22 protein-coding genes and 1 other annotated feature are annotated in these 25,563 nt (G+C 47.1%); of the genes, 9 read left to right on the top strand and 13 right to left on the bottom strand.

Annotated elements, in window-relative coordinates:
- Window positions 1–107: 107 nt before the first annotated feature.
- The 4 genes from CLFS41_RS12715 to aroA all read left to right on the top strand — a co-directional run bounded on the left by CLFS41_RS12715 (window position 108) and on the right by aroA (window position 4,503).
- A complete protein-coding gene (locus tag CLFS41_RS12715) occupies window positions 108–803 on the top strand; it encodes a Crp/Fnr family transcriptional regulator (RefSeq protein WP_007858636.1) in 696 nt (231 codons plus the stop codon).
- Between the two features lie 160 nt (window positions 804–963).
- Entirely contained in the window at window positions 964–1,986 is a 1,023-nt protein-coding gene (gene aroF / locus CLFS41_RS12710) for a 3-deoxy-7-phosphoheptulonate synthase (protein WP_007858638.1), read from the top strand.
- Window positions 1,987–2,064: 78 nt separating this feature from the next.
- Window positions 2,065–3,198, top strand: coding sequence for a prephenate dehydrogenase (locus tag CLFS41_RS12705; protein ID WP_045092483.1), 1,134 nt, complete (start codon window positions 2,065–2,067; stop codon window positions 3,196–3,198).
- A 27-nt stretch (window positions 3,199–3,225) separates the two neighbouring features.
- Window positions 3,226–4,503, top strand: coding sequence for a 3-phosphoshikimate 1-carboxyvinyltransferase (gene aroA / locus CLFS41_RS12700; protein ID WP_007858642.1), 1,278 nt, complete (start codon window positions 3,226–3,228; stop codon window positions 4,501–4,503).
- A gap of 103 nt (window positions 4,504–4,606) precedes the next feature.
- On the opposite strand, the gene CLFS41_RS12695 is transcribed toward aroA, so the two are convergent.
- From CLFS41_RS12695 to CLFS41_RS12685, 3 genes are all read right to left on the bottom strand, one after another.
- Window positions 4,607–5,380, bottom strand: a complete 774-nt coding sequence (locus CLFS41_RS12695) for a ZIP family metal transporter (RefSeq protein ID WP_007858643.1) — start codon at window positions 5,378–5,380, stop codon at window positions 4,607–4,609.
- Between the two features lie 65 nt (window positions 5,381–5,445).
- The gene (locus tag CLFS41_RS12690; RefSeq protein ID WP_007858644.1) at window positions 5,446–6,081 is read right to left on the bottom strand and encodes a cytidylate kinase-like family protein; all 636 of its coding nucleotides are present in this window, start codon (window positions 6,079–6,081) and stop codon (window positions 5,446–5,448) included.
- 22 nt (window positions 6,082–6,103) lie between these two features.
- A complete protein-coding gene (locus CLFS41_RS12685) occupies window positions 6,104–6,643 on the bottom strand; it encodes an isochorismatase family cysteine hydrolase (protein ID WP_007858645.1) in 540 nt (179 codons plus the stop codon).
- A gap of 174 nt (window positions 6,644–6,817) precedes the next feature.
- Window positions 6,818–7,055 (top strand) — a binding site (T-box leader).
- 217 nt (window positions 7,056–7,272) lie between these two features.
- Between CLFS41_RS12685 and CLFS41_RS12680 the strand changes: the two genes are divergently transcribed.
- The 3 genes from CLFS41_RS12680 (at window position 7,273) to CLFS41_RS12670 (ending at window position 10,165) form a co-directional block, all read left to right on the top strand.
- The gene (locus CLFS41_RS12680) at window positions 7,273–8,397 is read left to right on the top strand and encodes an ABC transporter substrate-binding protein (RefSeq protein WP_045092482.1); all 1,125 of its coding nucleotides are present in this window, start codon (window positions 7,273–7,275) and stop codon (window positions 8,395–8,397) included.
- A 75-nt stretch (window positions 8,398–8,472) separates the two neighbouring features.
- Window positions 8,473–9,399 (top strand): ABC transporter, encoded by a 927-nt coding sequence (locus CLFS41_RS12675; RefSeq protein WP_007858647.1) that lies wholly within the window; start codon window positions 8,473–8,475, stop codon window positions 9,397–9,399.
- Entirely contained in the window at window positions 9,392–10,165 is a 774-nt protein-coding gene (locus tag CLFS41_RS12670) for an ATP-binding cassette domain-containing protein (RefSeq protein ID WP_007858648.1), read from the top strand. The genes CLFS41_RS12675 and CLFS41_RS12670 overlap by 8 nt, the downstream gene beginning before the upstream one ends.
- Window positions 10,166–10,276: 111 nt before the next feature.
- Here CLFS41_RS12670 and CLFS41_RS12665 read toward each other — a convergent pair whose 3' ends face one another.
- The 4 genes from CLFS41_RS12665 to CLFS41_RS12650 form a co-directional block, all read right to left on the bottom strand.
- The gene (locus CLFS41_RS12665) at window positions 10,277–12,022 is read right to left on the bottom strand and encodes an extracellular solute-binding protein (protein ID WP_045092481.1); all 1,746 of its coding nucleotides are present in this window, start codon (window positions 12,020–12,022) and stop codon (window positions 10,277–10,279) included.
- Between the two features lie 34 nt (window positions 12,023–12,056).
- The gene (locus tag CLFS41_RS12660) at window positions 12,057–12,950 is read right to left on the bottom strand and encodes a carbohydrate ABC transporter permease (protein WP_007858650.1); all 894 of its coding nucleotides are present in this window, start codon (window positions 12,948–12,950) and stop codon (window positions 12,057–12,059) included.
- Window positions 12,951–13,032: 82 nt separating this feature from the next.
- Window positions 13,033–13,977 carry an ABC transporter permease subunit gene (locus CLFS41_RS12655; protein ID WP_007858652.1) on the bottom strand — a complete coding sequence of 315 codons (945 nt, stop codon included), beginning with the start codon at window positions 13,975–13,977 and terminating at the stop codon, window positions 13,033–13,035.
- 32 nt (window positions 13,978–14,009) lie between these two features.
- Complete coding sequence (locus tag CLFS41_RS12650; protein ID WP_007858654.1) at window positions 14,010–15,230, bottom strand: ROK family transcriptional regulator; 1,221 nt, start codon at window positions 15,228–15,230, stop codon at window positions 14,010–14,012.
- 241 nt (window positions 15,231–15,471) lie between these two features.
- On the opposite strand from CLFS41_RS12650, the gene CLFS41_RS12645 reads away from it, so the two are divergent.
- Window positions 15,472–17,040 carry a glycoside hydrolase family 32 protein gene (locus CLFS41_RS12645; RefSeq protein WP_007858660.1) on the top strand — a complete coding sequence of 523 codons (1,569 nt, stop codon included), beginning with the start codon at window positions 15,472–15,474 and terminating at the stop codon, window positions 17,038–17,040.
- 23 nt (window positions 17,041–17,063) lie between these two features.
- The gene (locus tag CLFS41_RS12640) at window positions 17,064–18,458 is read left to right on the top strand and encodes a glycoside hydrolase family 32 protein (protein ID WP_007858662.1); all 1,395 of its coding nucleotides are present in this window, start codon (window positions 17,064–17,066) and stop codon (window positions 18,456–18,458) included.
- A gap of 481 nt (window positions 18,459–18,939) precedes the next feature.
- Here the strand turns inward: CLFS41_RS12640 and CLFS41_RS12635 are convergent, their stop codons facing one another.
- The 6 genes from CLFS41_RS12635 to CLFS41_RS12610 form a co-directional block, all read right to left on the bottom strand.
- A complete protein-coding gene (locus tag CLFS41_RS12635; RefSeq protein WP_040415371.1) occupies window positions 18,940–19,662 on the bottom strand; it encodes a hypothetical protein in 723 nt (240 codons plus the stop codon).
- A gap of 189 nt (window positions 19,663–19,851) precedes the next feature.
- A complete protein-coding gene (locus CLFS41_RS12630) occupies window positions 19,852–20,886 on the bottom strand; it encodes a sugar kinase (RefSeq protein WP_007858665.1) in 1,035 nt (344 codons plus the stop codon).
- Window positions 20,887–21,064: 178 nt separating this feature from the next.
- Complete coding sequence (locus CLFS41_RS12625) at window positions 21,065–22,096, bottom strand: sugar kinase (RefSeq protein WP_007858666.1); 1,032 nt, start codon at window positions 22,094–22,096, stop codon at window positions 21,065–21,067.
- A 31-nt stretch (window positions 22,097–22,127) separates the two neighbouring features.
- On the bottom strand, window positions 22,128–22,778 hold the full coding sequence (locus tag CLFS41_RS12620; RefSeq protein ID WP_007858667.1) for a bifunctional 2-keto-4-hydroxyglutarate aldolase/2-keto-3-deoxy-6-phosphogluconate aldolase: 651 nt from the start codon (window positions 22,776–22,778) through the stop codon (window positions 22,128–22,130).
- A 139-nt stretch (window positions 22,779–22,917) separates the two neighbouring features.
- Window positions 22,918–23,679 (bottom strand): IclR family transcriptional regulator, encoded by a 762-nt coding sequence (locus tag CLFS41_RS12615; protein WP_007858668.1) that lies wholly within the window; start codon window positions 23,677–23,679, stop codon window positions 22,918–22,920.
- Between the two features lie 219 nt (window positions 23,680–23,898).
- Entirely contained in the window at window positions 23,899–25,380 is a 1,482-nt protein-coding gene (locus CLFS41_RS12610) for an altronate dehydratase family protein (protein ID WP_007858670.1), read from the bottom strand.
- Window positions 25,381–25,563 lie beyond the last annotated feature (183 nt).

Raw genomic sequence — 25,563 nt, 5'->3', positions numbered from 1 at the left:
GCCATAAAGATGATTTTAAATGTAAATTACCTGCCTTTTTCAATTGTCATTAGGTAAAAATAATAGTATAATGGCCTCAATCTGAAAGGACATGCAGGTAATTACAAATGAGTTATAACTATTTCTGGCGAAATGGATATTTTGAATCATATCGTGATCAGATTTTGGAGGCCGGCGGACAATTTAAAACCTTCCCTGAAGGCATGGACATAGGTCCTTATATGAAATCTCACCGAATGGCTATTTATATTGATTGCGGACGTGTAAATATACGTGTTGTGCGAAATGACGGCAGTATCCACAATGTGATGAGTTATGGCAAGGGTAATATAATACCGATCGCCAACAGGCATGAAGAATTTATCTTAGCTCCCTATTGGCGCACGGAACCCGCTTACGGAGATATGAAAGCCATCGTATTTTCAAAAACTTTATTATGGGATTTAATGCGCTCAAATCAGGATTTTTCAGAACGTGCAGATAAAGAAATTGCCGGACGTTTGGCCTATCTCACCTTTGTACCAGTATTATACCAGGATGGTGAATGTATCAGCCGCGTATGTAATTATCTGATACATTTGGATATTTGTAAAAATATGGATAATACCATACCTAATACCACCCAGGAAGAGCTGGCCGATGCCGTGGGTAAATCCCGAAGCCAGGTTGTACGCGCCTTATCTCAGCTGCGAACTGCCGGTGCCATAAAAACACAGAGAAAAGACATTATCATTAAGGACCGCAGGATATTGATGCGGTATGCTACAGATATCATAAAAGATCTGGAGGACCAGGTATTTTAATTTGATCCTTGTTTTATCTCCCTTTTTACTAATATACATAAAAGCGTAAAAGTTTAACGTGATAAAGTATTGACATTTAAGCCCACATGGCTTACACTGGAACGTGTTTGAAAAAGGCGGGAAGTATTTCCCTGTATGACATAATAAGGAGTAATATAATATGATTATCATCATGAAACCAAACGCTTCCGAGGAAGCAGTGAGAAAGGTCACACATATCATTGAATCCAAAGGGCTTCAGGTTCATCTGTCCAAGGGTTCACAGGTTACAATTGTAGGCGTTGTGGGCGATAAGACCAGGCTTCAGGGCAGCAACATTGAAATCAGCGAGGGAGTGGACAAAGTGGTGGCTGTCACCGAGTCCTACAAGCTGGTCAACAAGAAATTCCATCCCGAGGATTCCATTGTTCCCGTGGGCAACACCCATATCGGGCCTGGAACCATGACGGTGATGGCCGGTCCCTGCGCCATTGAGTCCAAGGAACAGCTGATGGAAACCGCATTTGCAGTTAAAAAAGCAGGCGCCACCTTCCTGCGGGGAGGCGCATACAAGCCCCGCACCTCTCCTTACTCCTTCCAGGGTCTGGAAGAAGAAGGACTCAAGTATATGAAGGAAGCCAGGGAAGCCACAGGTCTTAATGTGATCTGTGAGGTCACCAGCCTTCATGCAATTGAGGCTGCCTCCCGGTACGTTGACATGCTCCAGATCGGCGCCAGGAACATGCAGAACTTTGAACTTTTAAAGGAAGCCGGCAAATCCGGTATCCCTGTATTGTTAAAACGTGGTTTGTGTGCTACCATAGACGAATGGCTGAATGCTGCTGAATACATCATTTCCGAAGGGAACCCAAATATCGTACTGTGCGAAAGAGGTATCCGTACCTACGAAACCTCCACCAGAAACACTCTGGATATCAGCGCGGTTCCCGTGATCCGGCAAAAGAGCCATCTGCCCATTATTGTGGACCCCAGCCATGCAACCGGCGTAAGGGCCTATGTGGAGCCGCTGGCCAAAGCATCCATTGCAGTGGGCGCAGACGGACTGATGATCGAAGTACATCCCTGCCCTTCCAAGGCACTGTCTGACGGACCTCAGTCCCTGACATTCCCGGCCTTTGAACAGCTGATGGCTGATCTGAAACCGTATGCGGATCTGGCCGGACGTACCTTTGAAGCAAAATAGACCAGATTGGAGCACTCCGGAACCTGAGAGTGCTCTTGTGTACTCTAGCGTACACGCTTCTTTAACGGAGGATACCGTATGGACAAATTATCAATGACCGATTCCACCATAGGATTTATTGGCCTGGGGCTCATTGGAGGTTCCATTGCCAAAGGCATTAAGCGTTCCCGGCCGAACATCAAGATCATGGCCTATATGCGATCCCGCTCCCGCCTGGAGCAGGCCAAAAGGGAGGGCATTGTGGATGTGATCCTGGACGGGATCGATGAACATCTGCGGGAATGCGATCTTATTTTCCTGTGTACGCCTGTGGAGTATAATGCGGGCTATCTGTCCGCCATCCGTCCGTTTCTCAAGCAGGGGGCCCTGATCACGGACGTGGGAAGCACCAAGCAGGGAATCCACCAGGAGATCATCCGCCAGGAACTGACCCACTGTTTTGTAGGCGGTCATCCCATGGCCGGTTCTGAGAAAACCGGATACGAAAATTCCACGGACCATCTTTTGGAAAATGCCTACTATATAGTCACTCCCCCCAGGGGCTGCGATTCTTCAGGCAGCACCTCCCTCAGTGAAAATGACCGGCGGATCATCGCCGTTGCCCACACCATCGGAGCCATACCTTTGGTGCTGGATTACCGGGAACACGACAAGGTGGTGGCTGCCATCAGCCATCTCCCCCATCTCATTGCCTCCAGCCTGGTCAATCTGGTAAAGGATAACGATACCTCCGATGGTATTATGAAGCAGGTGGCTGCCGGCGGTTTTAAGGACATAACAAGGATTGCTTCCTCCTCCCCTGAGATGTGGGAACAGATCTGCATGACCAATGTGGATCCCATAGCGGATATACTTGAGAAATATATCGCCTCCCTGAACCAGGTCCTGGACCAGATAAAACATCACAGCGGCCAATCAATTTACCAGCTGTTTGAGACCTCCAGGGATTACCGCAATTCCATTACGGAAAAGGCGAAGGGTTCTGTGGAGCCATCCTATGAGTTCACAGTGGATGTGGCGGACGAGATCGGTGCAATCTCCACGATCTCCGTTATTCTGGCTGCCAAAGGCATCAGTATCAAGAACATCGGCATCAACAACAACCGCGAGCGGGGTGAGGGCGCTTTGAAGATCGCTTTTTATGATGAAGCATCCATGGAAGCTGCCTGGCAGCGGCTGGATCAGTATAAATATGAAATGTTCCGTATGTAATCTTTTGAAAGGGCATGGTATCTGTTTATGGAATTTACTAAATCACATGGATTGCGCGGGGAGATCACTGTCCCGGGTGATAAATCCATCTCCCACCGGGCAGTGATGTTCGGTTCCATTGCAAAGGGACTGACTGAAATTCATAACTTTCTCCAGGGCGCGGACTGCCTTTCCACCATTGCGTGTTTTGAAAAAATGGGGATTTCCATCGAAAACAGGGGCGACCGGGTCCTGGTCCAGGGAAATGGACTCCACGGCCTGAAAAAGCCTGACTGTGTTCTGGACTGCGGCAACAGCGGCACCACCACACGTCTTATCTCAGGCATTCTCTGCGCCCAGGATTTCACTGTGACACTGACCGGGGATGAATCCATTCAGAAGCGCCCCATGAAACGCATCATGGACCCCTTGTCCCTGATGGGGGCGGATATCACAAGTTTACAGGGTAACGGCTGCGCTCCCCTGCTGATCAAGGGCGGTCCCGTACATGGAATCCATTACCCGTCTAAAGTGGCTTCCGCCCAGGTAAAATCCGCTATCCTCCTGGCCGGATTATACGCGGACAGCCCCACCAGCGTGACTGAGCCCTATGTTTCCAGAAACCATTCGGAGATCATGCTGGATCTCTTTGGGGCACAGGTCTCCGCTGAGGACACAACAGCCACGATCCAGCCCGCCTCTGAGCTCAACGGCGCCAAGGTCATGGTGCCGGGCGATATCTCCTCAGCCGCCTATTTTATCGCGGCCGGCCTTATGGTTCCCGGCTCCCAGGTGCTGATCAGGAATGTGGGAATTAATCCAACCAGGGATGGAATCCTTCGGGTATGCCAGGATATGGGGGCTGACCTTCAGCTCCTGAACCGAAGCGAAGGCGCAGGGGAACCCACTGCAGATATCCTGGTGCGCTGGGGCGCCCTTCACGGAACAGAGATCGGCGGAGCCATTATCCCAACCCTGATCGATGAGCTGCCCATGATCGCGGCCATGGCCTGCCTGGCTGAAGGACGGACTGTGATCCGTGATGCAGCTGAGCTTAAAGTGAAGGAATCCAACCGCATTGCCGTCATGGTGGAAAGCCTGAGGTCCATGGGCGCGGATGTGACTGAGACAGAGGACGGCATGATCATCCAGGGCGGCAGGCCTCTTCACGGAGCTTCCATTGACAGCCGCGGGGATCACAGGATCGCCATGACATTTGCAGTCACCGCCCTTTGCGCGGACGGGGCTACGGACATCAGGGGAGCCGACTGTGTGACCATCTCATATCCACGGTTTTATGAGGATCTCCAGGGGCTGATGGTTTAATGGTCTGTACGATAAGTAAAAAAGCTGCATCCTCAATTGCGCGGATGCAGCTTTTATGTTTCATATCAGAAGACCGCAGCGGTCTTGCCTAATGGCGCAGCTCCTATCCCAGAGCCACATCCAGTATCATCATCACCACAAACCCTGCGGCAAACCCAATGGTCGCCACATTGGAGTGTTCTCCCTGGGCCGATTCCGGGATCAGTTCCTCCACCACCACATAGATCATGGCTCCTGCGGCAAATGACAGGAAATACGGCAGCGCAGGCCCCAGGACCTCGGACAGCGCCAGCATAAGGAAGGCTCCAATGGGCTCCACAATACCGGACAGCATACCGTACACAAAGGCCTTTTTCTTACCCACCGCCTCCTTTAGGGGGAGGGAAATGATCGCGCCTTCGGGAAAATTCTGAATGGCAATGCCAACTGACAGCGCCAGTGCCCCTGCCATGGTGATGGAGCTGTTTTCTGACAGGAGTCCTGCAAAGGCCACGCCCACAGCCATGCCTTCCGGTATGTTGTGGAGGGTCACTGCCAGCACCAGCATGGTACTCTTTTTCCAGTTGCCCTTGGGCCCCTCTGGTTCATCCGTGTCAATGTGCAGATGGGGGATCACCTCATCCAGCAAAAGCAGAAAACCAATACCCAGCAAAAAGCCCGCTGAGGCCGGAACAAACGCCATCTTGCCAAGATGCTCACTCATGTTCATGGAAGGGATCAGCAGCGACCACACGGACGCGGCCACCATGACCCCTGACGCAAAGCCCAGAAATGCCTTCTGCACCCTTGGCTTTAATGCATTTTTCAGGAAAAACACGCAGGCAGCGCCTGCTGTGGTTCCGATAAAGGGAATCATAATTCCCGCAAATATATTCATATCTTATCCCTCGATTCTATCTAAAACATGGGGATCCTCAGACAGAACCCCCATGTTCCATAAACTTATAGAAATCCCCGCAGCTTCAGATAATCCTTGATCAGCTGGATCATCTGGTCATAGTCAATACGGCTGGCGTTAATGGGAAGGTCATAGTTCTCCATGTCCATCCATTCCCTGCCTGTAAAATAGCGGTGATACTCCGTCCTTTCCTTGTCGATCCTTCTCATACGGCGCAGCGCCTCGGCCTCATCCACCTTATCCACGTCCATGACCCTGCGGATCCTTGTAACCGTGTCCCCATAGACAAAGATGCGGATCACATTTTCCATCTGGTCCTGCAGTACATAGTTTCCGCAGCGTCCCACGATGATACATGTTTCCGAAGCTGCAAGGCTGCGGATCACAGAAGACTGGAAGCGGAACAGGTTCTCCGGTGATGTGATATGATGTCCGTCCCTGTCCGGCTCTGTCAGTTCCGGCTTCATACTGGTTACAATGCGGTACAGCAGATTGTTGCCCGCCTTTTCATCTGCCAGCCGGAAATACTGCTCTCCGATCGCGCTTGTCTCCGATGTCATCTTAAGTATTTCCTCATCATAAAAATGGATTCCCAGCTCCTCAGCCAGCCTTTTGCCCGTAAGCCTGCCGCCGCTGCCGTACTGGCGTTCAATCGTAATTACAAAATGCCTGTCATTCATAATAAAACCCCCTTGCTTATGTTTATCCCAAATCCTGTGATCCATTTCCATCTACAATATTAATATGGCACATCTTCATGGCGTTCAGCGCGTTCTCATGGCTCTTTGGCGTTACTCCCGCACAACAGGACCCATCCACCTGAATGGTCATTTCCGGGACAGCTGCCTTGATCACCATGGCGTTGGAGATCACGCAGATATCCGTGCACAGTCCCACCAGTTCCACAGTGTCATAGGATCCTTTTTCCACATACGCCGCCAGTTCCATGCTGCCAAAGGTGTGTTTCTCAAATTTCTTTCCGGTGAATGCTTTGAGTTCACCGGCAAGTTCCCATCCGGGAGTTCCCTTGACGCAATGGACTACAGGAAGTTTCTTGCCTTCCATGGTATCCAGATAATTGTCAAAATGTGTGTCCAGGGTAAATACCACCTCCTGGCCATCTGCCTCGTATTCCTTTATCTTACGGATCACATAAGGGACAATGGCCTGGGCTTCCTTGGTTCCCAAGGCTCCGTCCACGAAATCCTTCTGCATATCCACTACTATAAGTAAACGTCTCATGCAGTTTTCCTCCTTGTTATGGGCACCCATTATCTGTGGTCCAGAAGCTGTGTGCACTATATTTCTTACCATCTACAGTCTACCACATTTTGACAACCAATTAAAGTAATTTTCACAAAATTTAAAAAACCTATTGACAAATGCACTCCATTGTATTAAGATACGGGTTAATAAAATAAACCGTAGAGAAAGAGGAGTAAGCTTCCAAAGCATTAACACAGAGAGCCGCAGGTGGTGGGATTGCGGTATAAGGCTGGCAGCTGAATGGACTTTTGAGGGCGGTCCTGAAAGATTTTTCCGTATGGACCGACGGATTCCGCAACCGTTATGCATGCGGCACATATGATAGTATGTGTAAAGTGGACTTTTTAGTCAATTTGAGTGGCACCGCGGATTTAATTTCGTCTCAATTATGGTCAATACCATAGTTGGGGCGTTTTTTTATGCAGTAAACAGGTTGTCATACATGGCAGCTGCAGTTTTTTGCCAACCTATGCCCCACTGACACCCGGTAATTTCAGGCAGCGCGCACCTGGGGTTCCAGGAAAAAGCCTTCTCCAACGGAATTTTATTGATGAATCAACTGAGAAACGATCAAACATTTTAGTATATTCAGGAGGATATTTATTATGAAAAAGACAATTGCAATGCTTTTAACCGCAGCCGTAAGCGCATCCCTGTTAGCCGGATGCGGATCATCTTCACAATCATCTTCACAAAATACAACCACTGCCCAGGCAGGTGCGGAGACCAATTCAGCGGCAGACACCCAATCCGGGAATTCCGCCAAGGAGACTCCGGAGTCTTCATCCGAAGCCGCTGACAAGGCAGAAAGCAATGCTTCCTATACCATCGGCATTGGCCAGTTTGCAGAGCACGGTTCCCTGGACAACTGCCGCGAGGGCTTTTTGGCCGGTCTGGCCGAGTCCGGCATCCAGGAGGGAAAAAACCTGACCATCCTCTATGAAAACTCCCAGGCAGACGGCGGAACCGCAAGCCAGATCGCAACCAACTTCGCCGGTAAGGAAGTGGACCTGATGTGCGGCATTGCAACCCCTATGGCACAGGCGGAATACGGCGTGGCCAAGAAGTCAAGTACCCCGGTCATCTTCACAGCTGTAACAGACCCGGTTGCCGCAGAGCTGGCCAATGCGGACGGAACCCCCGTGGGTGAGATCACAGGAACCAGCGATAAGCTTCCAGTGGAACAGCAGCTTAAAATGATCCGCGCCATCCTTCCCGATGCAAAGAAGATCGGAATCATGTACACCACCAGCGAGGTAAATTCCGAATCAGCCATTGCCGAATACAAAGAGCTTGCACCAAACTATGGATTTGAGATCGTGGACACCGGTGTCTCCTCCTCAGCCGACATTTCCCTGGCTGCCGATACATTGATCAATAAAGTGGACTGTATCACAAACCTTACAGACAATACCGTTGTTGCATCCCTTCCTGTGATCCTTGACAAGGCCGCCGCCAAGAATATTCCCGTATTTGGAAGCGAAATAGAGCAGGTAAAGATCGGCTGCCTGGCTGCCATGGGACTGGATTACATTGAACTTGGAAAACAGACCGGAAAGATGGCTGCACAGGTTTTAAAGGGCGAGAAAAAGGCCAGCGAACTGAATTACGAAACCATTAAGGAGGCTGCATTCTACGGCAATACCAAGGTGGCTGAAAACCTGGGCATCACCCTGCCGGAGGATCTGACAACAGGCGCAGCAGAGCTCTTCTCAGAAATCACACAATAGATATAATTTAAGAAGCGCTCATACGTGTATTCCGGGAATCTCCCGGAGTACACATAACGGATTGGGAGGAACATCATGACAACGATTATTTTTGGTATCTTTGAAGAAGGCCTGGTTTATGCCATCATGGCTCTGGGCGTATACATCACCTATAAGATTCTGGATTTTCCGGATCTTTCCGTGGATGGAACATTTCCCCTGGGCGCCGCCCTCACTGCCATCGGCATTGCAAACGGCTTCCTGCATCCATTTGCCGCCCTTATCCTGTCCTTTGCGGCAGGAGCTGCGGCAGGATGCATCACAGGATTGATCCACGTGAAGCTGAAGGTCCGGGACCTGCTTTCGGGGATCATTGTCATGACCGCTCTCTATTCCATCAACCTGCGGATCGCGGGCAAGTCTAATCTTCCCATTTTCAGCAAGGACACCATTTTCAGCAACTCATTCCTGTCTGAACATGTGCCTGCTGCCATGTCCCCCTATGTTGTGACCATCATCCTGCTTGTCATTGTCCTGGTCTGCAAACTGCTCCTGGACGCCTATCTGAAAACCAGGTCCGGTTATCTGTTAAGGGCCGTGGGCGACAATGATGTGCTGGTCACCTCTCTGGCCAAGGACAAGGGAATGGTAAAGATCGTGGGCCTGGCCATTGCCAACGGCTTTGCCGCCCTGGCAGGCAGCGTATACTGCCAGCAGAAAGGATTCTTTGATATCTCCATCGGCACAGGGACCATTGTCATCGGCCTGGCCAATGTAATTATCGGAACCCAGCTGTTTAAGCGGTTTGGATTTGTCAAGTCCACCACGGCTGTCATCATCGGCTCCATCATCTACAAGGCCTGTGTATCCCTGGCCCTTTTGCTGAACGATATCAAAATAGGAAGCCTGACCATCTCCATCCCGGTAACAGCCTCGGACCTGAAGCTGATCACCTCCATCCTGTTCCTGATCATCCTGGTGTTAAGCACCTCCAGGGGAAAGAAGGTAAAGAGCCATGCTTGAGTTAAAACATATCAATAAATATTACAATGCCGGCACCGTCAACGAAATGTGCCTGTTTGAGGATTTTAACCTCACCATCAAGGATCATCAGTTTGTGTCCGTGGTGGGCAGCAATGGTTCGGGAAAGACCTCCATGCTCAACATTATCTGCGGAAGCATTCCCCTGGACCAGGGCCGCATCATCATAGGCGGCCAGGACATCACCAGAATGCCTGAATACAGGCGCCAGCGCCGCATAGGCCGCGTATACCAGAACCCAGCCATGGGCACCTGCCCTTCCATGACCATCTTAGAGAACATGTCCCTGGCTGACAATAAAGGCAAAGCGTTCAACCTTTGCCCCGGAACCAATAAACAGCGCGTGGAGGCTTACCGCGAAGCCCTACACTCCCTGGGATTAGGGCTGGAGGATAAAATGGACGTAAAGGTAGGAGTCCTCTCCGGCGGCCAGCGCCAGGCCATGGCACTGCTCATGTCCACCATGACCCCCATCGAATTCCTGATCCTGGATGAACACACCGCTGCTCTGGATCCCAAAACAGCTGAGACCATCATGGAACTCACCGGCAAAATCGTAAAAGAAAAACAACTGACCACCATCATGGTAACACACAACCTGCGCTATGCCGTGGAATACGGGGACCGTCTTCTCATGATGCATCAGGGACACGCCATCATAGACAAGGAAGGCAGTGAAAAGCAGTCCATGTGCATTGAGGATATTTTGGCGCGGTTTAATGAGATCAGCATTGAGTGCGGGAATTGAGTAAAGAGTAATGGGGATTAGTAGAGGGAATTGAGCGGTCGTTTGGAATCGTTATAAATATTAACAAGAGCCGGCAAATGAATGTTGCATCATTCGCCGGCTCTTGTTTAATTATTGCTGCTCAGAATAGCGATCATAGATTGTTTGGAAAAGCTCCATTAACTGGGGTAATCCGGCAGCGTCAAGTTCTTGCAGATATTTATCCCAGGTCGCATCCGCGTCTCCATCTAAAATCCACTGCATACGGTATGAATTTACAATGTTCTTGATCTGAGGCTGAATCTGAGAAATAGTTGCCATCTCTTCTGCTGTTTTTAATACAGGGGGCATACTTTCAATCTCCTCAAGCCACTCATCCTTACCATTCACCCTCTGGTATTTTAACAGATTTTGTGCTGCATAATCATATTCCACCTTATCATCATAATAGCTGTTAAAAATAGCTGTAGGTCCCTTAGTACCACGCGTGTTATTACTCACCTCTGAAATAGTAGACCATGGCTCAGGAATTATAATGTTTCCGTTATCATCAAACTGGAATACCCATTTTCCTGTCTCATCTGCATGATAAACATATCCTTCCGGACTCCAGTTAAAGCTGATAGACATATCCGGGCTATATATATAGTCTACCATACGTGCTAACACTTCCGGATGCTCACACGCAGAAGTGATCACAAATCTTGCAGCCCTCTGCATTTCAGAGTTGTTTACCACCTCTCCGATCTTTCCGTTCGGACCCTCTAAACGCGGAAGGGGTGCATACTGTGCTCTTACATCTGCATTTGGAATTTCATTTTCAGGAGACCATGTACCAAAACAGCCATATAATGCGGTATCTCCCTTTATCTGATCCCAATATAAAGCATATCGTGGATTAGGAGATGGTGAAAATGCATTTACATCAATCAGACCTTCCTCATATAACTGATTGAAGAACTTTGCTGTCTCCTTATAGGCCGGATCCGCTGCCGTAAACTGCACTTTTCCGTCAATCACAACCATGTTATCATCTGCACGCTCATCTCCGGATGTTGTGGGAGTTCCGAACGCCATACAGAAACGGTTGAACACATCGTAAGAGTCATACATATCGGTTGATGCCAAACCTAAGGTAAACGGTATCTCATCATCAATACCATTTCCATTTAAATCACCCGCCGCCTTGAAAGCTCTCAGACAATTCACCCACTCATCTAACGTAGTAGGCATTTCTTTACCCACCTTATCAAGCCAGTCCTGATTGATTAAGAATGGTCCCGGTGTGCGGACAAGTCCATACATTTCTTCGATATATGGAAACCCATAACGATTTCCATCCGGAGCAGTAGCAAGTGCTTTATATTCCGGGTGTTCTTCATATATCTTTGTTAAATTAGGCATATACTTTTCTTCCAGTTCATTTACGGGAATCAGCAGATCCTGGCCCATATAAATGCTGATCATATCATTACTGATACAATCCCAGAAAGCATCAGGAAGATCGCTTCCCGTCATCATCAGATTTATTTTTTCTGTCAACCCTACTGTCGGCACCTCTTCCCACTCAATCCTGATACCTGTATCTTCCTCTAATTTTTTGGACATGGGAAGTTCCGATGTATTTACAGTCTGCAATGGATCTCTCGACCGTACAATATGGAATACAGGCGCATTTTCCGAATCTGTAACAATCGGCATATTTCCGGGTGTCAGGTCAAACATCTCTGCTGCATCTGATGATTCACTTCCTGAGGTGGATGCTGCAGCGGGCCCCCCTCCGCCTTCCAGCGCATTAGTTCCTCCTCCGCAACCTGCAAGAGACGATAATGCCATAACCATAGTTAAAGCAAGTGACATAACTTTTTTTCTCTTCATTTCTTTTCCTCCTACAATATATGTTTTTCTGCTACTACCCCTTAACCGCTCCCACAGTCACTCCCTTGACAAAATATTTCTGAAGGAACGGGTATACACATAATAACGGTATTGCCGAAACTACGATAATACCATATTTCATCTGTTCTGCCATCTTTTGTCTCATAGCCGCATCCAATGCATCCGCACTCATAGAAGCAGCTTGATTAGACAGAACAAGGTTTCTTAACACCACCTGAAGCGGCATCTTATCTCCTGTCCTTAAAAACATAAGAGGATTCATAAAAGAGTTCCACTGCGCCGTTGCATAAAACAAGATCATTACTGCTATGATTGTTGTTGATATTGGTATTACTACCCTGAAAAAAATCTGAAACTCATTACATCCGTCAATTTTGGCCGCCTCTGTAATTTCTACAGGTATGCTGGATTCAAAGAATGTACGGCAAATTATAAAATTCCATACGGAAACTGCCGTTGGCATTGTAACTGCCCATATTGAATCATAGATACGAAGTTTATTAATGACCAAAAATAATGGTATCAAACCTCCTTGAAAGAACATTGTAAAAGTAAATAAAAACATAATCTGTTTACGCCCCATTAAATCTCTTCTGGAAAGTGCATAAGCGCCAGGAATTGTCAAACATATTGAAAGTACCGTACCTACTACCGTATATTTAATCGTATTCCAGTATCCACTCCATATATCTCTGTACTCAAAAATCTTTTTATAGCCATCCAGATACAACTTCTTGGGATACAGCAGCATTTTGCCCGTATTGACAATATCCGGATCCGTAAAAGATGCTACCAGCACATAATACAAAGGATACAGAATCATAATACAAAGCACAGTTAAAAGTATGATAATTACAATGTCAAATCCCAAATCCCCTTTTTTTATTATTCTTTTCTTAGCTTTCATCGCCCTGCCTCCTATTCAGCTTTTATCCCATCCCCCGTGTATAACAGATTAGAACTTTCATTGTGAAGTAATTTTATGTTCTCTAGAATAAGCTGATATCCGTAGTTTTTTTGGAAATGAAATTTGTACTGGCCAAAAGTATAAAATTTACAACCGAGTTAAACAAACCAACTGCTGTTGCAAAACTGTATTGTGCTTTTAACAGTCCGCTTTTATATACATATGTAGAAATAATCTCACTGGTTGCCAGATTGGATCCAGCCTGCATCAGGTATGCCTTCTCATATCCGATCGTCATCAACTGCCCGACTGCAAGTATCAACATTATAATGATTGTAGGAAGTATCAATGGGATATCAATATAAAGAATACGCTTTAATTTAGAAGCTCCGTCCATAATGGCCGCTTCATAATAATCAGGTGATATGCCTGCCAATGCCGCAATATATATAATTGCATTAAATCCCATCATCTGCCAGATACCGGATATGATATACAGCGGCCTAAAATATTCCGGACGTGACATGAACATAAGAGGACGACTTCCCATATTCTGGATCAAAATATTAACAAATCCAGTTCCTGGCGCTAATATTACCTGCATAATAGATACAATAACAACTGCTGATACGAAGTAGGGTGCATAGGATACTGTTTGTACAAATTTTCTGAAATGTTTCTGCGTTATTTGGTTCACCATCAAAGCAAACACAATTGGTATAGGAAAAGAGATCGCTAGTTGCTGAAGGCTTAATATCAATGTGTTGGAAATCACCTGCCGAGCAATATTGGTGGAAAAAAATTGCTTGAAATACTTTAACCCTGCCCAGTGGCTTCCCATGATACCATCTGCAGCCCTATAGTCCTTAAAAGCTATGAGCAGACCATACATTGGTCCATACATAAATGCTGCCAGCCATATCAATGAGGGGAGCAATAGAACATACAACTGCCAACTGTGCCTAAATCCTCTTTTCAGCCATCCATTTTCTCTTACTTCATGTTTATCAGTAATCCCCTTGTTCATATTTTTTCCCTCCTAACTTGTTAACCATTTCCTTAATGCTTCCCTATCGACAAGAAACTTGACGGATTTTTAAGGAAACGATCCGTAGCTAAAGCAGCTGCACCGTATAAGACCGGATCAATTTTAAATGTTGAAAAGTCCATGGAAAGTTTGGAGTATATCTCTGGCAAAATCCGTTCTCTCACTACTTCACGTATACTGTCCATAAGAAGTGTACCGCCCTTTGCCATTGTATTTCCAATGACAATAGCGGAAGGGTCATAGGCATTAACTAGTGTAACTATGCCATAGCCTAAGTATCTCCCCGCATACTCTACCATACTGCATGCCAGTTCATCCCCTGCGTAGGCTGCGTCAAATATATGCTCAGCTGTCAATTGATAATGAATTGAAAGTATACTCTCCGGATGTTCCTTTAACAGCTCGCGCGTTTTTTTCACAAATGCCAGAGACGAACAGTATCCTTCCAGACATCCATAATTTCCGCATCCACACCGCTGTCCATTCACATTAACACTGATATGTCCAATTTCAGCTGCAATTCCATTAGCGCCGGTTAACATACTGCCGTTTACCACAACCCCTGCTCCGATTCCTTCATCTGCCAAAAGATAAACTAATGTTCCTGTAGCCATGGCAAATTGCCCGAACCACCATTCTGCAATTGCAGCGGCATTGGCATCGTGCTCAATAAAAACAGGTACTCCTCCTAAATCTGAAAACTCCTTTTTTAGATTAAGAAAATTCCATCCTGTTGTTTCAGTCATAACAGCAATCTTCGACTCTTTACGAAGATATGGTCCTGGTACAGTAACTCCTACAGCTATAATACCTTTACTACGGCTGATATAATCTTCCGCCACTTCCCGGATTTTGCGTATACTGGTCTGGGGACTCTGATCTTTCGGAATGGCTTCTTTATAAATATCATAGTCATGTCCTCCTATATCAAACAAGCCAATAGAGAACGAACGTCTTGATATCTTGATTCCAATCACCTTATAATCTGCCGCATTGAGTATAACCCCACGTGACCGTCTACCCAACTCTCCGGTAATGAATCCTGTCTCATGAACAATATTCAGTTCGATCAGCGCGGACATAATTTTGGAAATTGTAGCCTGGGTAAGTCCAGTTTCCTTAGCCAAATCCGCTCTGGAGCATACACCATTACGTTTCAAGCATTGAAGAATGACCGCACGATTTGACATCAGCAAATCTTCATTATTCAGCCCCTTGACAGATTTGTTCATTTTACCTCCAACATTTTGCATTTTTTATTTATTTTCATTTATAGCTTAACACAGTTAAGTAATGAAATCAATATTATATACAATTATTTTCAATTAAAATTATATTTTTGTATCTTTTTAACAAATAATATTTCAAATTTTAGATAATACATCAATTGAAAATCATTTTTTTCATGTTACCATATTAATAGAGTTAAGTAATATCTTATCTGTCAACCTTTGTTTTGGAAAGGAATATCTTATGAAACAGACTTATGAAAAGAAATATGTTTCTAAAATCCCACAAGAATACTATCCCCAAGAAAGCGAAGCACAGTATGAAGCGTTAAAAGGCAGTGCCCAATTAAAGGAATTTGCAGAGTACAGGCAGGAGATGAAAGATCATCCGTATATGCCCTCTTACCATTTCTGGGCCCCAAACGGAAAGATAAACGATCCCAATGGCTTATGTTACTGGAACGGAAATTATCATCTGTTCTATCAAGCTTATCCTCCCAATGATCCCAGACAGCACTGGGGACATACAGTGAGTAGCGATATGGTGCATTGGAAGGATCTTCCATTAGCCATCTATCCGGATATAGAGTATGCAGTATTCAGCGGTTCTTCACTTGTAGAGAATGACAGGGTGATTGCCATGTACCATGGACGTGGAATTGGTAATATGATCGCCACTTCCCATGATCCTATGCTGCTAAATTGGGAGAAAAATGAGCATTGCCCCGTTATACCCCTGACTCCAAATAGTTCAGATGGCAGGCCCTACCGCGTATTTGATCCATTTATCTGGAAAGAGGATGAAGGCTATTATGCTCTATCCGGCTGCTACTATGGAGAAGAGGAAGCCCGTCATACAGGTTATAATAACAAAATGGTGGAGCACCTGTTTTTCTCTCAAGATTTGTCCCGTTGGACTTATATGGGCGAATTGACAGAAGACGGATTTCCCCAATTGGAATTAGGCAATGATGGCGCCTGCCCTTATTTCTGGCCGATAGGAACAGAAGGCAAATATCTACTATTCCATTTTAGCCATCGTACCGGTCCTCATTGTCTGTTAGGGACCTATGATAAAATACTGCATAAATTTTATCCAGAAAAACACATGCGGTTTAATTTTGGCCCTATCGGTTGCTCCAGTTATCAGGCGCCCTGCACTACACCAGATGGAAAAGGTGGTCTTTACCTGATTTATAATACCACCGATGCTAACTTGACGCTAACAAGGCAAGGCTGTATGACAGTCATGCATCATGTAATAGTCAATAAAAAGGGCTATCTCAATATTGAGCCGGTTGAAGCACTAAACAGTTTACATACTTCACATTTTTCCTGCCATAGTTTAAATCTTGCTGCGTTCCGGGAAACGATCCTGGATGTTAATGGAAACGCATTGGATATTCATTTGACACTAGATTTAACCAGTGCACGCGGCTTAACACTGCGCGTACTCCGCTCACCAGATGGCATGGAGCACACAGACATTACCGTCAATCGCTCCCGTATGCGGCGCGGAGATTCAATTGTTTCTGAATACTATCTGATTGCGGACACCACCCGTTCCTCTCTGTCTCCTGATGCAGAGGGACGTAATCCGGAAGTAATGAATATCCCGGACGTTGAAGAAAGTCATCTGGACCTGCGGATTTTAGTTGACCGATGTATGGTAGAAATATTTGCAAATGGAAGAATCACCATGATGCAAATGATGTATCCTTCTAAAGACAGTACGCAGGTATCACTGGAAGCCCTTGGAGGAAACATAACAATAAACTCATTGGATATCTGGAATATGGCCAGTATCTATTAGTACTTAGGAGGGATAATTTATATATGAGTACCATGGGAGTACGTGATTTCAGACCAAAGATACATTTTACCGCCCCCTCTATGTGGATTAATGATCCCAATGGTATGTTTTTCGCCAATGGAACATATCATCTCTTTTATCAATACCATCCCGGCTCAACTGTGTGGGGGCCAATGCATTGGGGACATGCAGTCAGCCAAGATTTGATTCATTGGAAACATCTACCTGTTGCGCTCTATCCTGATTCTTTGGGGACTATTTTCTCTGGCTCAGCTGTTTATGATGCGGAAAATACATCCGGGCTGGGTGCTATGGGATGCTCTCCGGTTGTTGCTATATACACCCAGAATCTGGAAGGACCAAATGGGAAAAGCGATCGAAAACAGCATCAAAGTATTGCCTACTCACTGGATGGAATAAATTTTATAAAATATTTCAACAATCCTGTACTTCCATGCCCTCCGGATCAAACAGATTTCCGAGATCCAAAGGTTTTTAAAAACCAGATTATTAAATGTTGGAGCATGGTAGTATCCAGCGGTGATCATGTAGAATTTTACCGTTCGGATGATCTGCTCCGTTGGGATAAAACCGGTGAGTTCGGGCAGGGAACCAGCCTTCTCCCTCATCAGGGTATATGGGAATGCCCGGATTTGTTCAGACTTCAAACACCTGATGGAACAAAAGATATTTTCATTGTAAGTCTGAGCTTGGATGCTGAATATGGCGGCTCAAGAACAGGATACTTTACAGGTGTTTTTGATGGATATACGTTTGTTCCAGACCCCCAATCAAAATTCCAATGGCTGGACCAAGGCTTTGATAATTACGCTGGCGTTACTTTTAATCATTCCGATCATAGGATTCTGATGGGATGGGCCAGCAATTGGAAATATGCATCACAATGCCCAACAAATGAATATTGTGGTGCCATGACACTGGCCCGTAAACTCTCCCTAATAAAAACCCCTGATGGGTACAGATTGGCATCTGCACCGGCAGGTCTTCAATCTCTCATCACTAACCTGCGCCTCTTAAATGATCGCGATGTCATCACATCTGAGGTATTTGGACTTGACCTGAGAGGAAACGGCGATGGAATAATCTCATTTTCCAATGACCGCGGTCAGACGCTTCAATTCGGGATCAAAGATAACTCATTATTCTTTGACCGTTCATCAGCTGGAAGAAATGATTTTTCCAAAGAATTTAACAGAAAATATTTTTCAGAACGGTTTGCATCACGCTTCTTTTCAGGCCCCTGGCAGATGGAAGTTATTTTTGATGTATCCCATATCGAACTGTTTCTTGATCACGGAACAGTTACTATGAGCTGCTGTATTTATCCCGATACACCGTATACGCAACTCGAATTTACCGGAGATATTGCCGGGCGATATATGGATTTTCGGGTTTAATACAACAAAAAAACTACTAGCTATGTTCCGTAGCCAGTAGTTTTTATTTACTCTTTCATAAAATCTGCAGTCTTACATACTTACCGCAACATAAAATAAAGATTAACCGCATATCGTTCTACCATACCGGCACCTCTAACTAACGATTGCATATTGATTGTATAATTATCACACAATGGTTAATTGCTGGCAAGAGATCAGTGCGCTGCAGGTGAAGGGAACGGGGATGGGGATGCGGATGCATCCACAGGGTCGCAGGTCTTAGGCCGTAAAAACCGGCGTTAAGAGGCTGACGCCCTTTGTCTGAACTCTATATCTAAAGCCGGGAAGAGGCTGACCGCGAGTTTCAGACGGCCAGCCTCTTGTTCTTAGACGGTTTTCAGAGTCTTAGAGCTGCTAGACCCGCAGCCTCCGCTGCCCCATCCCCATTTCCTGAACGGACGGATGCACCTTCTCCCCTTCTCACCTATTAAATCTGAATCTACTCCGCAAACACCATGATCTTCACTGCTGCATTGTCATCATCTGACCATACCACGCATTTTCTTCCCTGGGTCAGGTCGTCCAGTGTGACAATATTTCTTGTAAGATATGGGAATATGTTGCAGTCCGGAGCCAGTGTGTATTCGGTGCCGTCCACTGCCGTCAATACGGACTTGGAGGTTGCGGCATCTGTGATCATGGACTTGACCTCCACAAAATCCGGTACCTTTGCGTCTGCCGGTATGTTGGCAAAGATCACTTCCGCATTGGTCATAGGCGGAAGGCTCATGGTCATGGCCGGGCCGATGTATGCGTAGATAGTCTCCCCGTCCTTAATATCCTCCGCCTTAATAGGAAGCCCGGTAACTGCATCCAGTATGTATGTGGCGTCTGAGGATACATTGAGGATGATCTCCCCGCTGCTGCTCATGCCGGACTGATTATCAATGGACAGCCTGCCGTCTTCCATCTTTGTAACCGGTCCGTAAATGCGGATGGACTGAAGCGCTTCCGCCTGGCTCTCCTCCATACTCTCAATAGCGCCTGTCACTGACTCAACCACGGTGGTGTCTTCCACTGTTGTCTCCTCTTTGGATGCCTCCTGGCTCTCCTGTGTGGCTGCTGTGGTTCCGGATGAAGCATTGGCATTCGATGCACATCCTCCAATTCCAAGTACCACGGCTGCACAAACTCCTGCTGCATATAATCGATATTTTCTCAATATTATCTTCTCCTTTTCATGGGTAATGCCCTGATGACCGTTTGTGGTGCACAGAGCATTATTAATGTTTGTATGAGAAGTATATATCATTTATCGTCCATATCCAATAAAGGATTTCTTAATAATTCTGAATTATGGATTAACGTTGTGACAAATATTTCAAAGTTTTTACAATTTAGCAACAATTTCCTACCGGGCCATCTCAGACTGGGGACCTGTCTGGTTGTGAGCCTTGATAATGGTTTCAATTTCCTCCAGGTTGGACGAAGGCAGGTCCCCTGGAATGGTGTTCTTCACAGCAGCTGTGGCATTGCCGTAAGCAATGGCCTTGGAACAGTCACCGCCGCTGCTTAGCAGTCCGTACAGGGCGCCAGAGATATAAGCGTCCCCGCTTCCGATCCGGTCCACCACTTCAATATCCCGGTAAGGCTCTTCCTCATAATATTCATCCCTGGCAGCATCATAAATAACGGATCCAAATGTATGGCGTTTGGGACTGTGGACAATCCTCTGCGTAGAGGCCACAATGGAGATGGGAAATTCCTGGGAAAAGCTCTTCATCATCTCCTTGGCTGTTCCTGTCTTCAGGAAGGTCAGCCTTGCCGTATCCTCGGAACAGAAAAAGATATCTACATAGGGAAGGATGCGCAGGATGCATTCCCTTGCCTCATCCCCGGTCCACAGGTTGCCTCTGAAGTTCACATCAAAGGACACCAGAGTCCCGGCCGCCTTAAACCGCTTGATCATCTCAATGGTGGTCTCGCGGATCTTCTCATTCAGCGCCAGGGTGATCCCTGTTGTATGGAAACACTTGGAAGCCGTATACACCTCCTCGGGTATCTCATCAATGTTCAGTGAAAAAAAGGAACTGTTATTGCGGTCATAGATGACCTTTGGCTTTCTGGGATATGCGCCGTTCTCATAATAGTAAATGCCCACACGGGCTGAGGAAGACTGGTCGTACATAAAGAAATCATCGCTGACCCCAAAGGAACGGATCTTGCCTTTCATGAAACTGCCTATGTCATGGGCAGGCAGCTTGGATATAACGCCTGTATGAAGGCCTAAAAGAGCCGCGCCCACCGCCACGTTCAGTTCCGCCCCGCCAACCTGCTTCACAAATGTATCACCTCTGGACAGACGCTCATTGTCAGGCGGTGAAAGCCTTAAAAGCAGCTGTCCCAGGGTCAGTAGATCAAAATCCCTGCTGTTTTTTATTCCCATTATAACTCTCCTTTTATTCATATTGATCCTTCGGACACCCGTACTATTATAAGAAACGGCTAATTCCTGTACAGGATTAGCCGCTTCCAATTGTATGATTGTCACTTGTTCCGGTCACTTGCTCCGGTCACTTCTTCCGGTCATTACCCGATCCGATCATCTCTGTCTTCTGATCTGATTATCTCTGAACACGGCCTGAACCGTCACCGCCGGCCAGGTTATCCACGTCAGCACGTGACACCAGGTTAAAGTCGCCAGGGATCGTGTGCTTTAATGCAGATGCCGCTACGGCAAATTCCAGGGCTGCCTTCATATCCTTGCCGTCTGCCAGACCGCAGATCAGACCGCCTGCAAAGGAGTCTCCGCCGCCTACACGGTCCACAATAGGTGTAACCCTGTACTTTCTGGAGTGGTAGAATTCACGTGTCTTGCCATCCATGATGCATGCGGACCAGCCGTTGTCAGATGCGCTGTAGCTTTCGCGCAGGGAGCTGATGATATACTTAAAGCCGAACTTATCAGCCATCTGGTTAAAAATGTCAACATAGCCAGCCAGTTCCAGCTCACCGGAGGTAACATCTGTGTTACCCGGCTTGAAGCCCAGAACCTTCTCAGCATCCTCTTCATTTCCAATGCACACGTCCACATACTGCATCAGGTTGGTCATAACCTTCTGTGCCTTCTCGGAAGACCACAGTTTCTTACGGAAGTTTAAGTCAACGGACACGGTTACGCCGTGAGCCTTTGCCGCCTTTAAAGCAGCCTCAGTCAGAGCGATGGCCGCATCGCTGACAGCTGGTGTGATACCTGTAAAATGGAACCAGTCAGCATCAGCAAAAATTTCATCAAAGTTGAACTCATCAGGAGTTGCTGTTGCAATGGCGCTGTTTGCACGGTCATAAACAACATTGGAAGCCCTCATTGCAGAACCGGTCTCCAGGAAATAGATTCCCAGTCTCTCGCCGCTGCGTGCAATATGCTTTGTTCCTACATTATATTTTCTCAGTGCCGCCACTGCGCAGTCACCGATTGGATTCTTGGGGATAGCTGTCACAAACTGAACATCATGTCCGTAGTTGGCCAGAGATACAGCCACATTGGCCTCTCCGCCGCCGTAGTTGATATCAAACTCGTCTGCCTGGATGAATTTTTCATTGTTGGGGGTAGATAATCTTAACATGATTTCGCCCATGGTAACTATTTTTGCCATTGTATGATTCTCCTTTTTTTGAATGAATAGATTATGCTCTGGCTGCCGCCACTGCTGCAACAAATTCCTGAGCCTTTGCTGTCACTGCTGCGAAATCGCCTGTCTTAGCGCCCTTGGTCAGGCTGGAACCTGTGCCCACTGCATATGCGCCTGCCTTGATCCACTTGTCAACGTTGTCAACATCAACGCCGCCGGATGGCATGAACTCGCCCTGGGGAAGGGGTCCCTTAAAGGAGCTGATCGCTGCCGGTCCCACAATGTTGCCTGGGAATACCTTGATGATATCGCATCCGGCTTCCAACGCTGTGATCGCCTCGGTTGGAGTCATGACGCCCGGAAGCATAGGCACTCTGTAACGGTTGCAAAGCTTAATGGTATCTACGTTAAGACCAGGACTTACAATATAGTTAGCGCCTGCCAGGATGCATGCCCTTGCGGTCTCAGGATCCAGTACAGTACCTGCGCCGATCACGATCTTGTCATTGTTTTTATACTTATTAGCCATCATCTTGATGAATTCAACAGGGTCGCCCTCATCCATGGTCATGGTCAGCTCAATAAAGTTAATGCCGCCCTCAATGATAGCGTCAACTACTTTCTCACCCTGCTCGTAGTTCTTTGCACGAACAACAGCAACCAGACAATCCTCTTTCATTCTTGCTAAAACGTGTTCTTTTTTCATTTCGCTTCTCCTTCTCTCTGAAAATTCGCATATACGAATCAGTTTCATATTTGCGATTTCTATAGTTAAATTTTAATCGTTACCGCATCATTTGTCAACAGCAAAAGAGGTAAAAAAACAAGTTTTTCTATGCCGGAATTCAGCATTTACCCAAAAATCCCAGGAGCCTTGAAATCTCCGCTGCCTTTGCCTGCACCTGCCGTCCCAGGGCATCATAATCCTCTGTGGGTTTATAAAGGCTGGACACGCTGATCGCACCCATTACATTACCATCCTGCCCAAATACCGGCGCTCCCACACATTCCATGTGTTCCTCCAGTTCCCTGGCGTCAAAGGCATATCCCTTTTTTCGCACCCGTTCCAGCTCCTTCTCAAACTCTTCCCTGGTTCCAAGGGTCCGCCCCGTATGTTTTTTAAAGGTTATGCGCTCCAGCACCCGCCTCACTTCCTCCTCCTCTGTAAATGCCATAATGGCTTTTCCCAGGGACGTGCAGTAAATGGGATTCTTAGTGCCTACGGTTGCTGTGGTAATAATGGGGTTCTCAGGTTCAAACTTGCAGATGTACACAATGGCATCGTCCGTGCGTGTGCCAAAGAATACGGTCTTTCCCACCTCCCTTGAAAATGCCTTCAGCACCGGGTCAATGGTGCTGATAAAATCCAGGTTATTGGTATAATTGATACCGATCCTGTATGCCGTGAGGCCGATGGTGTAGCGCTGCTTCTGCTCCCTGGCCACATGTATCATCCCGGTCTGCACCAGGGTTGTCACTATGTCATAGCCGCTTGTCTTGGGCATATCAAGTTTTTCACATATCTCATCCAGCGTGATCCCATCCGGCTTTTTTGATACCAGTTTTAATATCTCCACGGTACGCAGTGTGGTTCTGTTCAGTTTCATGGACACCTCCCGCTTTATTGATATTCGCATATACATTATATATCCGTATATACGAAATTCATCTGATTTCAGTATACATCAACCCGTACCCTGATGCAAGTGGAAGTTACATGAAATCCTGCTTTTTAAGCGCGGCATCCCAGCGGACAGGGAAACACAGAGCCCAGGCGTCAGAGTGTGTTTCCCCCGCACTCCTGCCCAGGCTCCTTATATTATTCCCTACAGGGTCACTCCCTGCTTGAAAATAGCCATATCATGGAAGCCTGCTTCCTCTGACTTCACCTTTTTCCCGGAAGCCACTGCCAGCACATAGTCCAGCAGCTCCTGTGCAAGTTCTTCCTTTGTCATATCCTCCACCATGCGGCCCGCATTAAAATCGATCCAGTTGTCCTTATGCCCGGCCAGCTTGGAGTTGCTGGATATCTTTACCGTGGGTACCGGGGAGGCAAAGGGCGTTCCCCTTCCTGTGGTAAAGAGCACCATGTGGGCGCCGGACACTGCCAGGGCCGTGGAGGCCACCAGATCGTTGCCCGGGGCGCTGAGCAGGTTAAGCCCCTTTACCTTCACCGGCTCCCCATATTCCAGAACACCTCTTACAAGCGCACTTCCCGACTTCTGGGTACAGCCCAGGGACTTGTCCTCCAGGGTTGAGATACCCCCCTTTTTGTTGCCCGGGGACGGATTCTCATAGATGGTCTGGTTATGGCTGGTAAAGTAATTCTTAAACCCATTGATCAGATCCACGGTCTTACCAAATAGTTCCGGTGTGGCGCAGCGGTTCATGAGGATGGTCTCGGCCCCGAACATCTCAGGCACTTCCGTAAGGATCGTAGTCCCGCCCTTGCTCACCAGCAGGTCTGAAAATGCTCCCACAACCGGATTGGCCGTAATGCCGGAAAGCCCATCGGAACCTCCGCACTTCATGCCGATGACCAGTTCGCTGGCATCTATCTTCTCCCTGGAAAATGCACCTGCATATGCGGCAAGTTCTTCCAGCATACCCATGGCCGTCTCCATCTCATCCTCCACATCCTGGCACTGGAGGAACTTCACCCGGTCCTTGTCATACTCGCCAATATAATCCATAAGCACAGGAATATTGCTGTTTTCACATCCCAGGCCAAGCACAAGCACTCCTCCGGCATTGGGGTGATGGATCATGTCAGCCAGCACCTTTCTTGTATTCTCCTGGTCATCTCCCATCTGGGAGCATCCATAGGGATGTGGAAATGCGATCACATCCTCCACCGTTCCCCCCGCCAGCTTCCCGGCCTGGGCTTCCAGCGCCTTTGCAATGGAATTGACACAGCCCACTGTGGGAATGATCCAGATCTCATTGCGGATGCCAACCTTGCCGTCCGCCCGGCGGTAGCCGTCAAAGAAAACATGGTCCGTGGGCTCCACATCCCTTCCGTCCGGTATATAATCATAGGTAAGAACATCTCCCAGCGCAGTCTTTACATTGTGCACATGAACCCAGCTGCCTGCCTTTATATCCTCTTTTGCGTATCCGATCCGGAAGCCGTATTTGACCACTTCCTCCCCTGACCTGATATCCCTTAAGGCAAACTTGTGGCCCTGGGGGATGTCCTCAGTGACGGCAACATCCGTTCCCTCCACGCATATGGTCTCTCCCATGGAAACCGGGCGCAGTGCAACGGCAACATTATCATTCCTGTTGATTTTAACAATATCCTGCATGGTCTTCACATTCTCCTATCATTTTATTTGAAATCCTGTGTCATATTTTTGTAAGTACTTACAATTATTCTACCCATTTTCGGGGAATAAGTCAATAAAAAAATAGAAAAGTATTGCAATACTGACGAGGAATATGTATAATAAACTTAGCTTGTAAGCGCTTACAGAATGTGAGGTTTTTTT

The sequence above is a fragment of the Clostridium sp. FS41 genome (assembly GCF_000954015.1).
GTDB classification, from domain to species: domain Bacteria; phylum Bacillota; class Clostridia; order Lachnospirales; family Lachnospiraceae; genus Enterocloster; species Enterocloster citroniae.
The sequence above is the reverse complement of the archived record's forward strand: the minus strand, read 5'-3'. Positions and strand labels throughout refer to the sequence as shown.

Bases quoted from the DNA above. Each gene is read 5' to 3' on its own strand.
- CLFS41_RS12715 (WP_007858636.1), top strand. From the start codon at position 108: ATGAGTTATAACTATTTCTGGCGAAATGGATATTTTGAATCATATCGT.
- aroF (WP_007858638.1), top strand. From the start codon at position 964: ATGATTATCATCATGAAACCAAACGCTTCCGAGGAAGCAGTGAGAAAG.
- CLFS41_RS12705 (WP_045092483.1), top strand. From the start codon at position 2,065: ATGGACAAATTATCAATGACCGATTCCACCATAGGATTTATTGGCCTG.
- aroA (WP_007858642.1), top strand. From the start codon at position 3,226: ATGGAATTTACTAAATCACATGGATTGCGCGGGGAGATCACTGTCCCG.
- CLFS41_RS12695 (WP_007858643.1), bottom strand. From the start codon at position 5,380: ATGAATATATTTGCGGGAATTATGATTCCCTTTATCGGAACCACAGCA.
- CLFS41_RS12690 (WP_007858644.1), bottom strand. From the start codon at position 6,081: ATGAATGACAGGCATTTTGTAATTACGATTGAACGCCAGTACGGCAGC.
- CLFS41_RS12685 (WP_007858645.1), bottom strand. From the start codon at position 6,643: ATGAGACGTTTACTTATAGTAGTGGATATGCAGAAGGATTTCGTGGAC.
- CLFS41_RS12680 (WP_045092482.1), top strand. From the start codon at position 7,273: ATGAAAAAGACAATTGCAATGCTTTTAACCGCAGCCGTAAGCGCATCC.
- CLFS41_RS12675 (WP_007858647.1), top strand. From the start codon at position 8,473: ATGACAACGATTATTTTTGGTATCTTTGAAGAAGGCCTGGTTTATGCC.
- CLFS41_RS12670 (WP_007858648.1), top strand. From the start codon at position 9,392: ATGCTTGAGTTAAAACATATCAATAAATATTACAATGCCGGCACCGTC.
- CLFS41_RS12665 (WP_045092481.1), bottom strand. From the start codon at position 12,022: ATGAAGAGAAAAAAAGTTATGTCACTTGCTTTAACTATGGTTATGGCA.
- CLFS41_RS12660 (WP_007858650.1), bottom strand. From the start codon at position 12,950: ATGAAAGCTAAGAAAAGAATAATAAAAAAAGGGGATTTGGGATTTGAC.
- CLFS41_RS12655 (WP_007858652.1), bottom strand. From the start codon at position 13,977: ATGAACAAGGGGATTACTGATAAACATGAAGTAAGAGAAAATGGATGG.
- CLFS41_RS12650 (WP_007858654.1), bottom strand. From the start codon at position 15,230: ATGAACAAATCTGTCAAGGGGCTGAATAATGAAGATTTGCTGATGTCA.
- CLFS41_RS12645 (WP_007858660.1), top strand. From the start codon at position 15,472: ATGAAACAGACTTATGAAAAGAAATATGTTTCTAAAATCCCACAAGAA.
- CLFS41_RS12640 (WP_007858662.1), top strand. From the start codon at position 17,064: ATGAGTACCATGGGAGTACGTGATTTCAGACCAAAGATACATTTTACC.
- CLFS41_RS12630 (WP_007858665.1), bottom strand. From the start codon at position 20,886: ATGGGAATAAAAAACAGCAGGGATTTTGATCTACTGACCCTGGGACAG.
- CLFS41_RS12625 (WP_007858666.1), bottom strand. From the start codon at position 22,096: ATGGCAAAAATAGTTACCATGGGCGAAATCATGTTAAGATTATCTACC.
- CLFS41_RS12620 (WP_007858667.1), bottom strand. From the start codon at position 22,778: ATGAAAAAAGAACACGTTTTAGCAAGAATGAAAGAGGATTGTCTGGTT.
- CLFS41_RS12615 (WP_007858668.1), bottom strand. From the start codon at position 23,679: ATGAAACTGAACAGAACCACACTGCGTACCGTGGAGATATTAAAACTG.
- CLFS41_RS12610 (WP_007858670.1), bottom strand. From the start codon at position 25,380: ATGCAGGATATTGTTAAAATCAACAGGAATGATAATGTTGCCGTTGCA.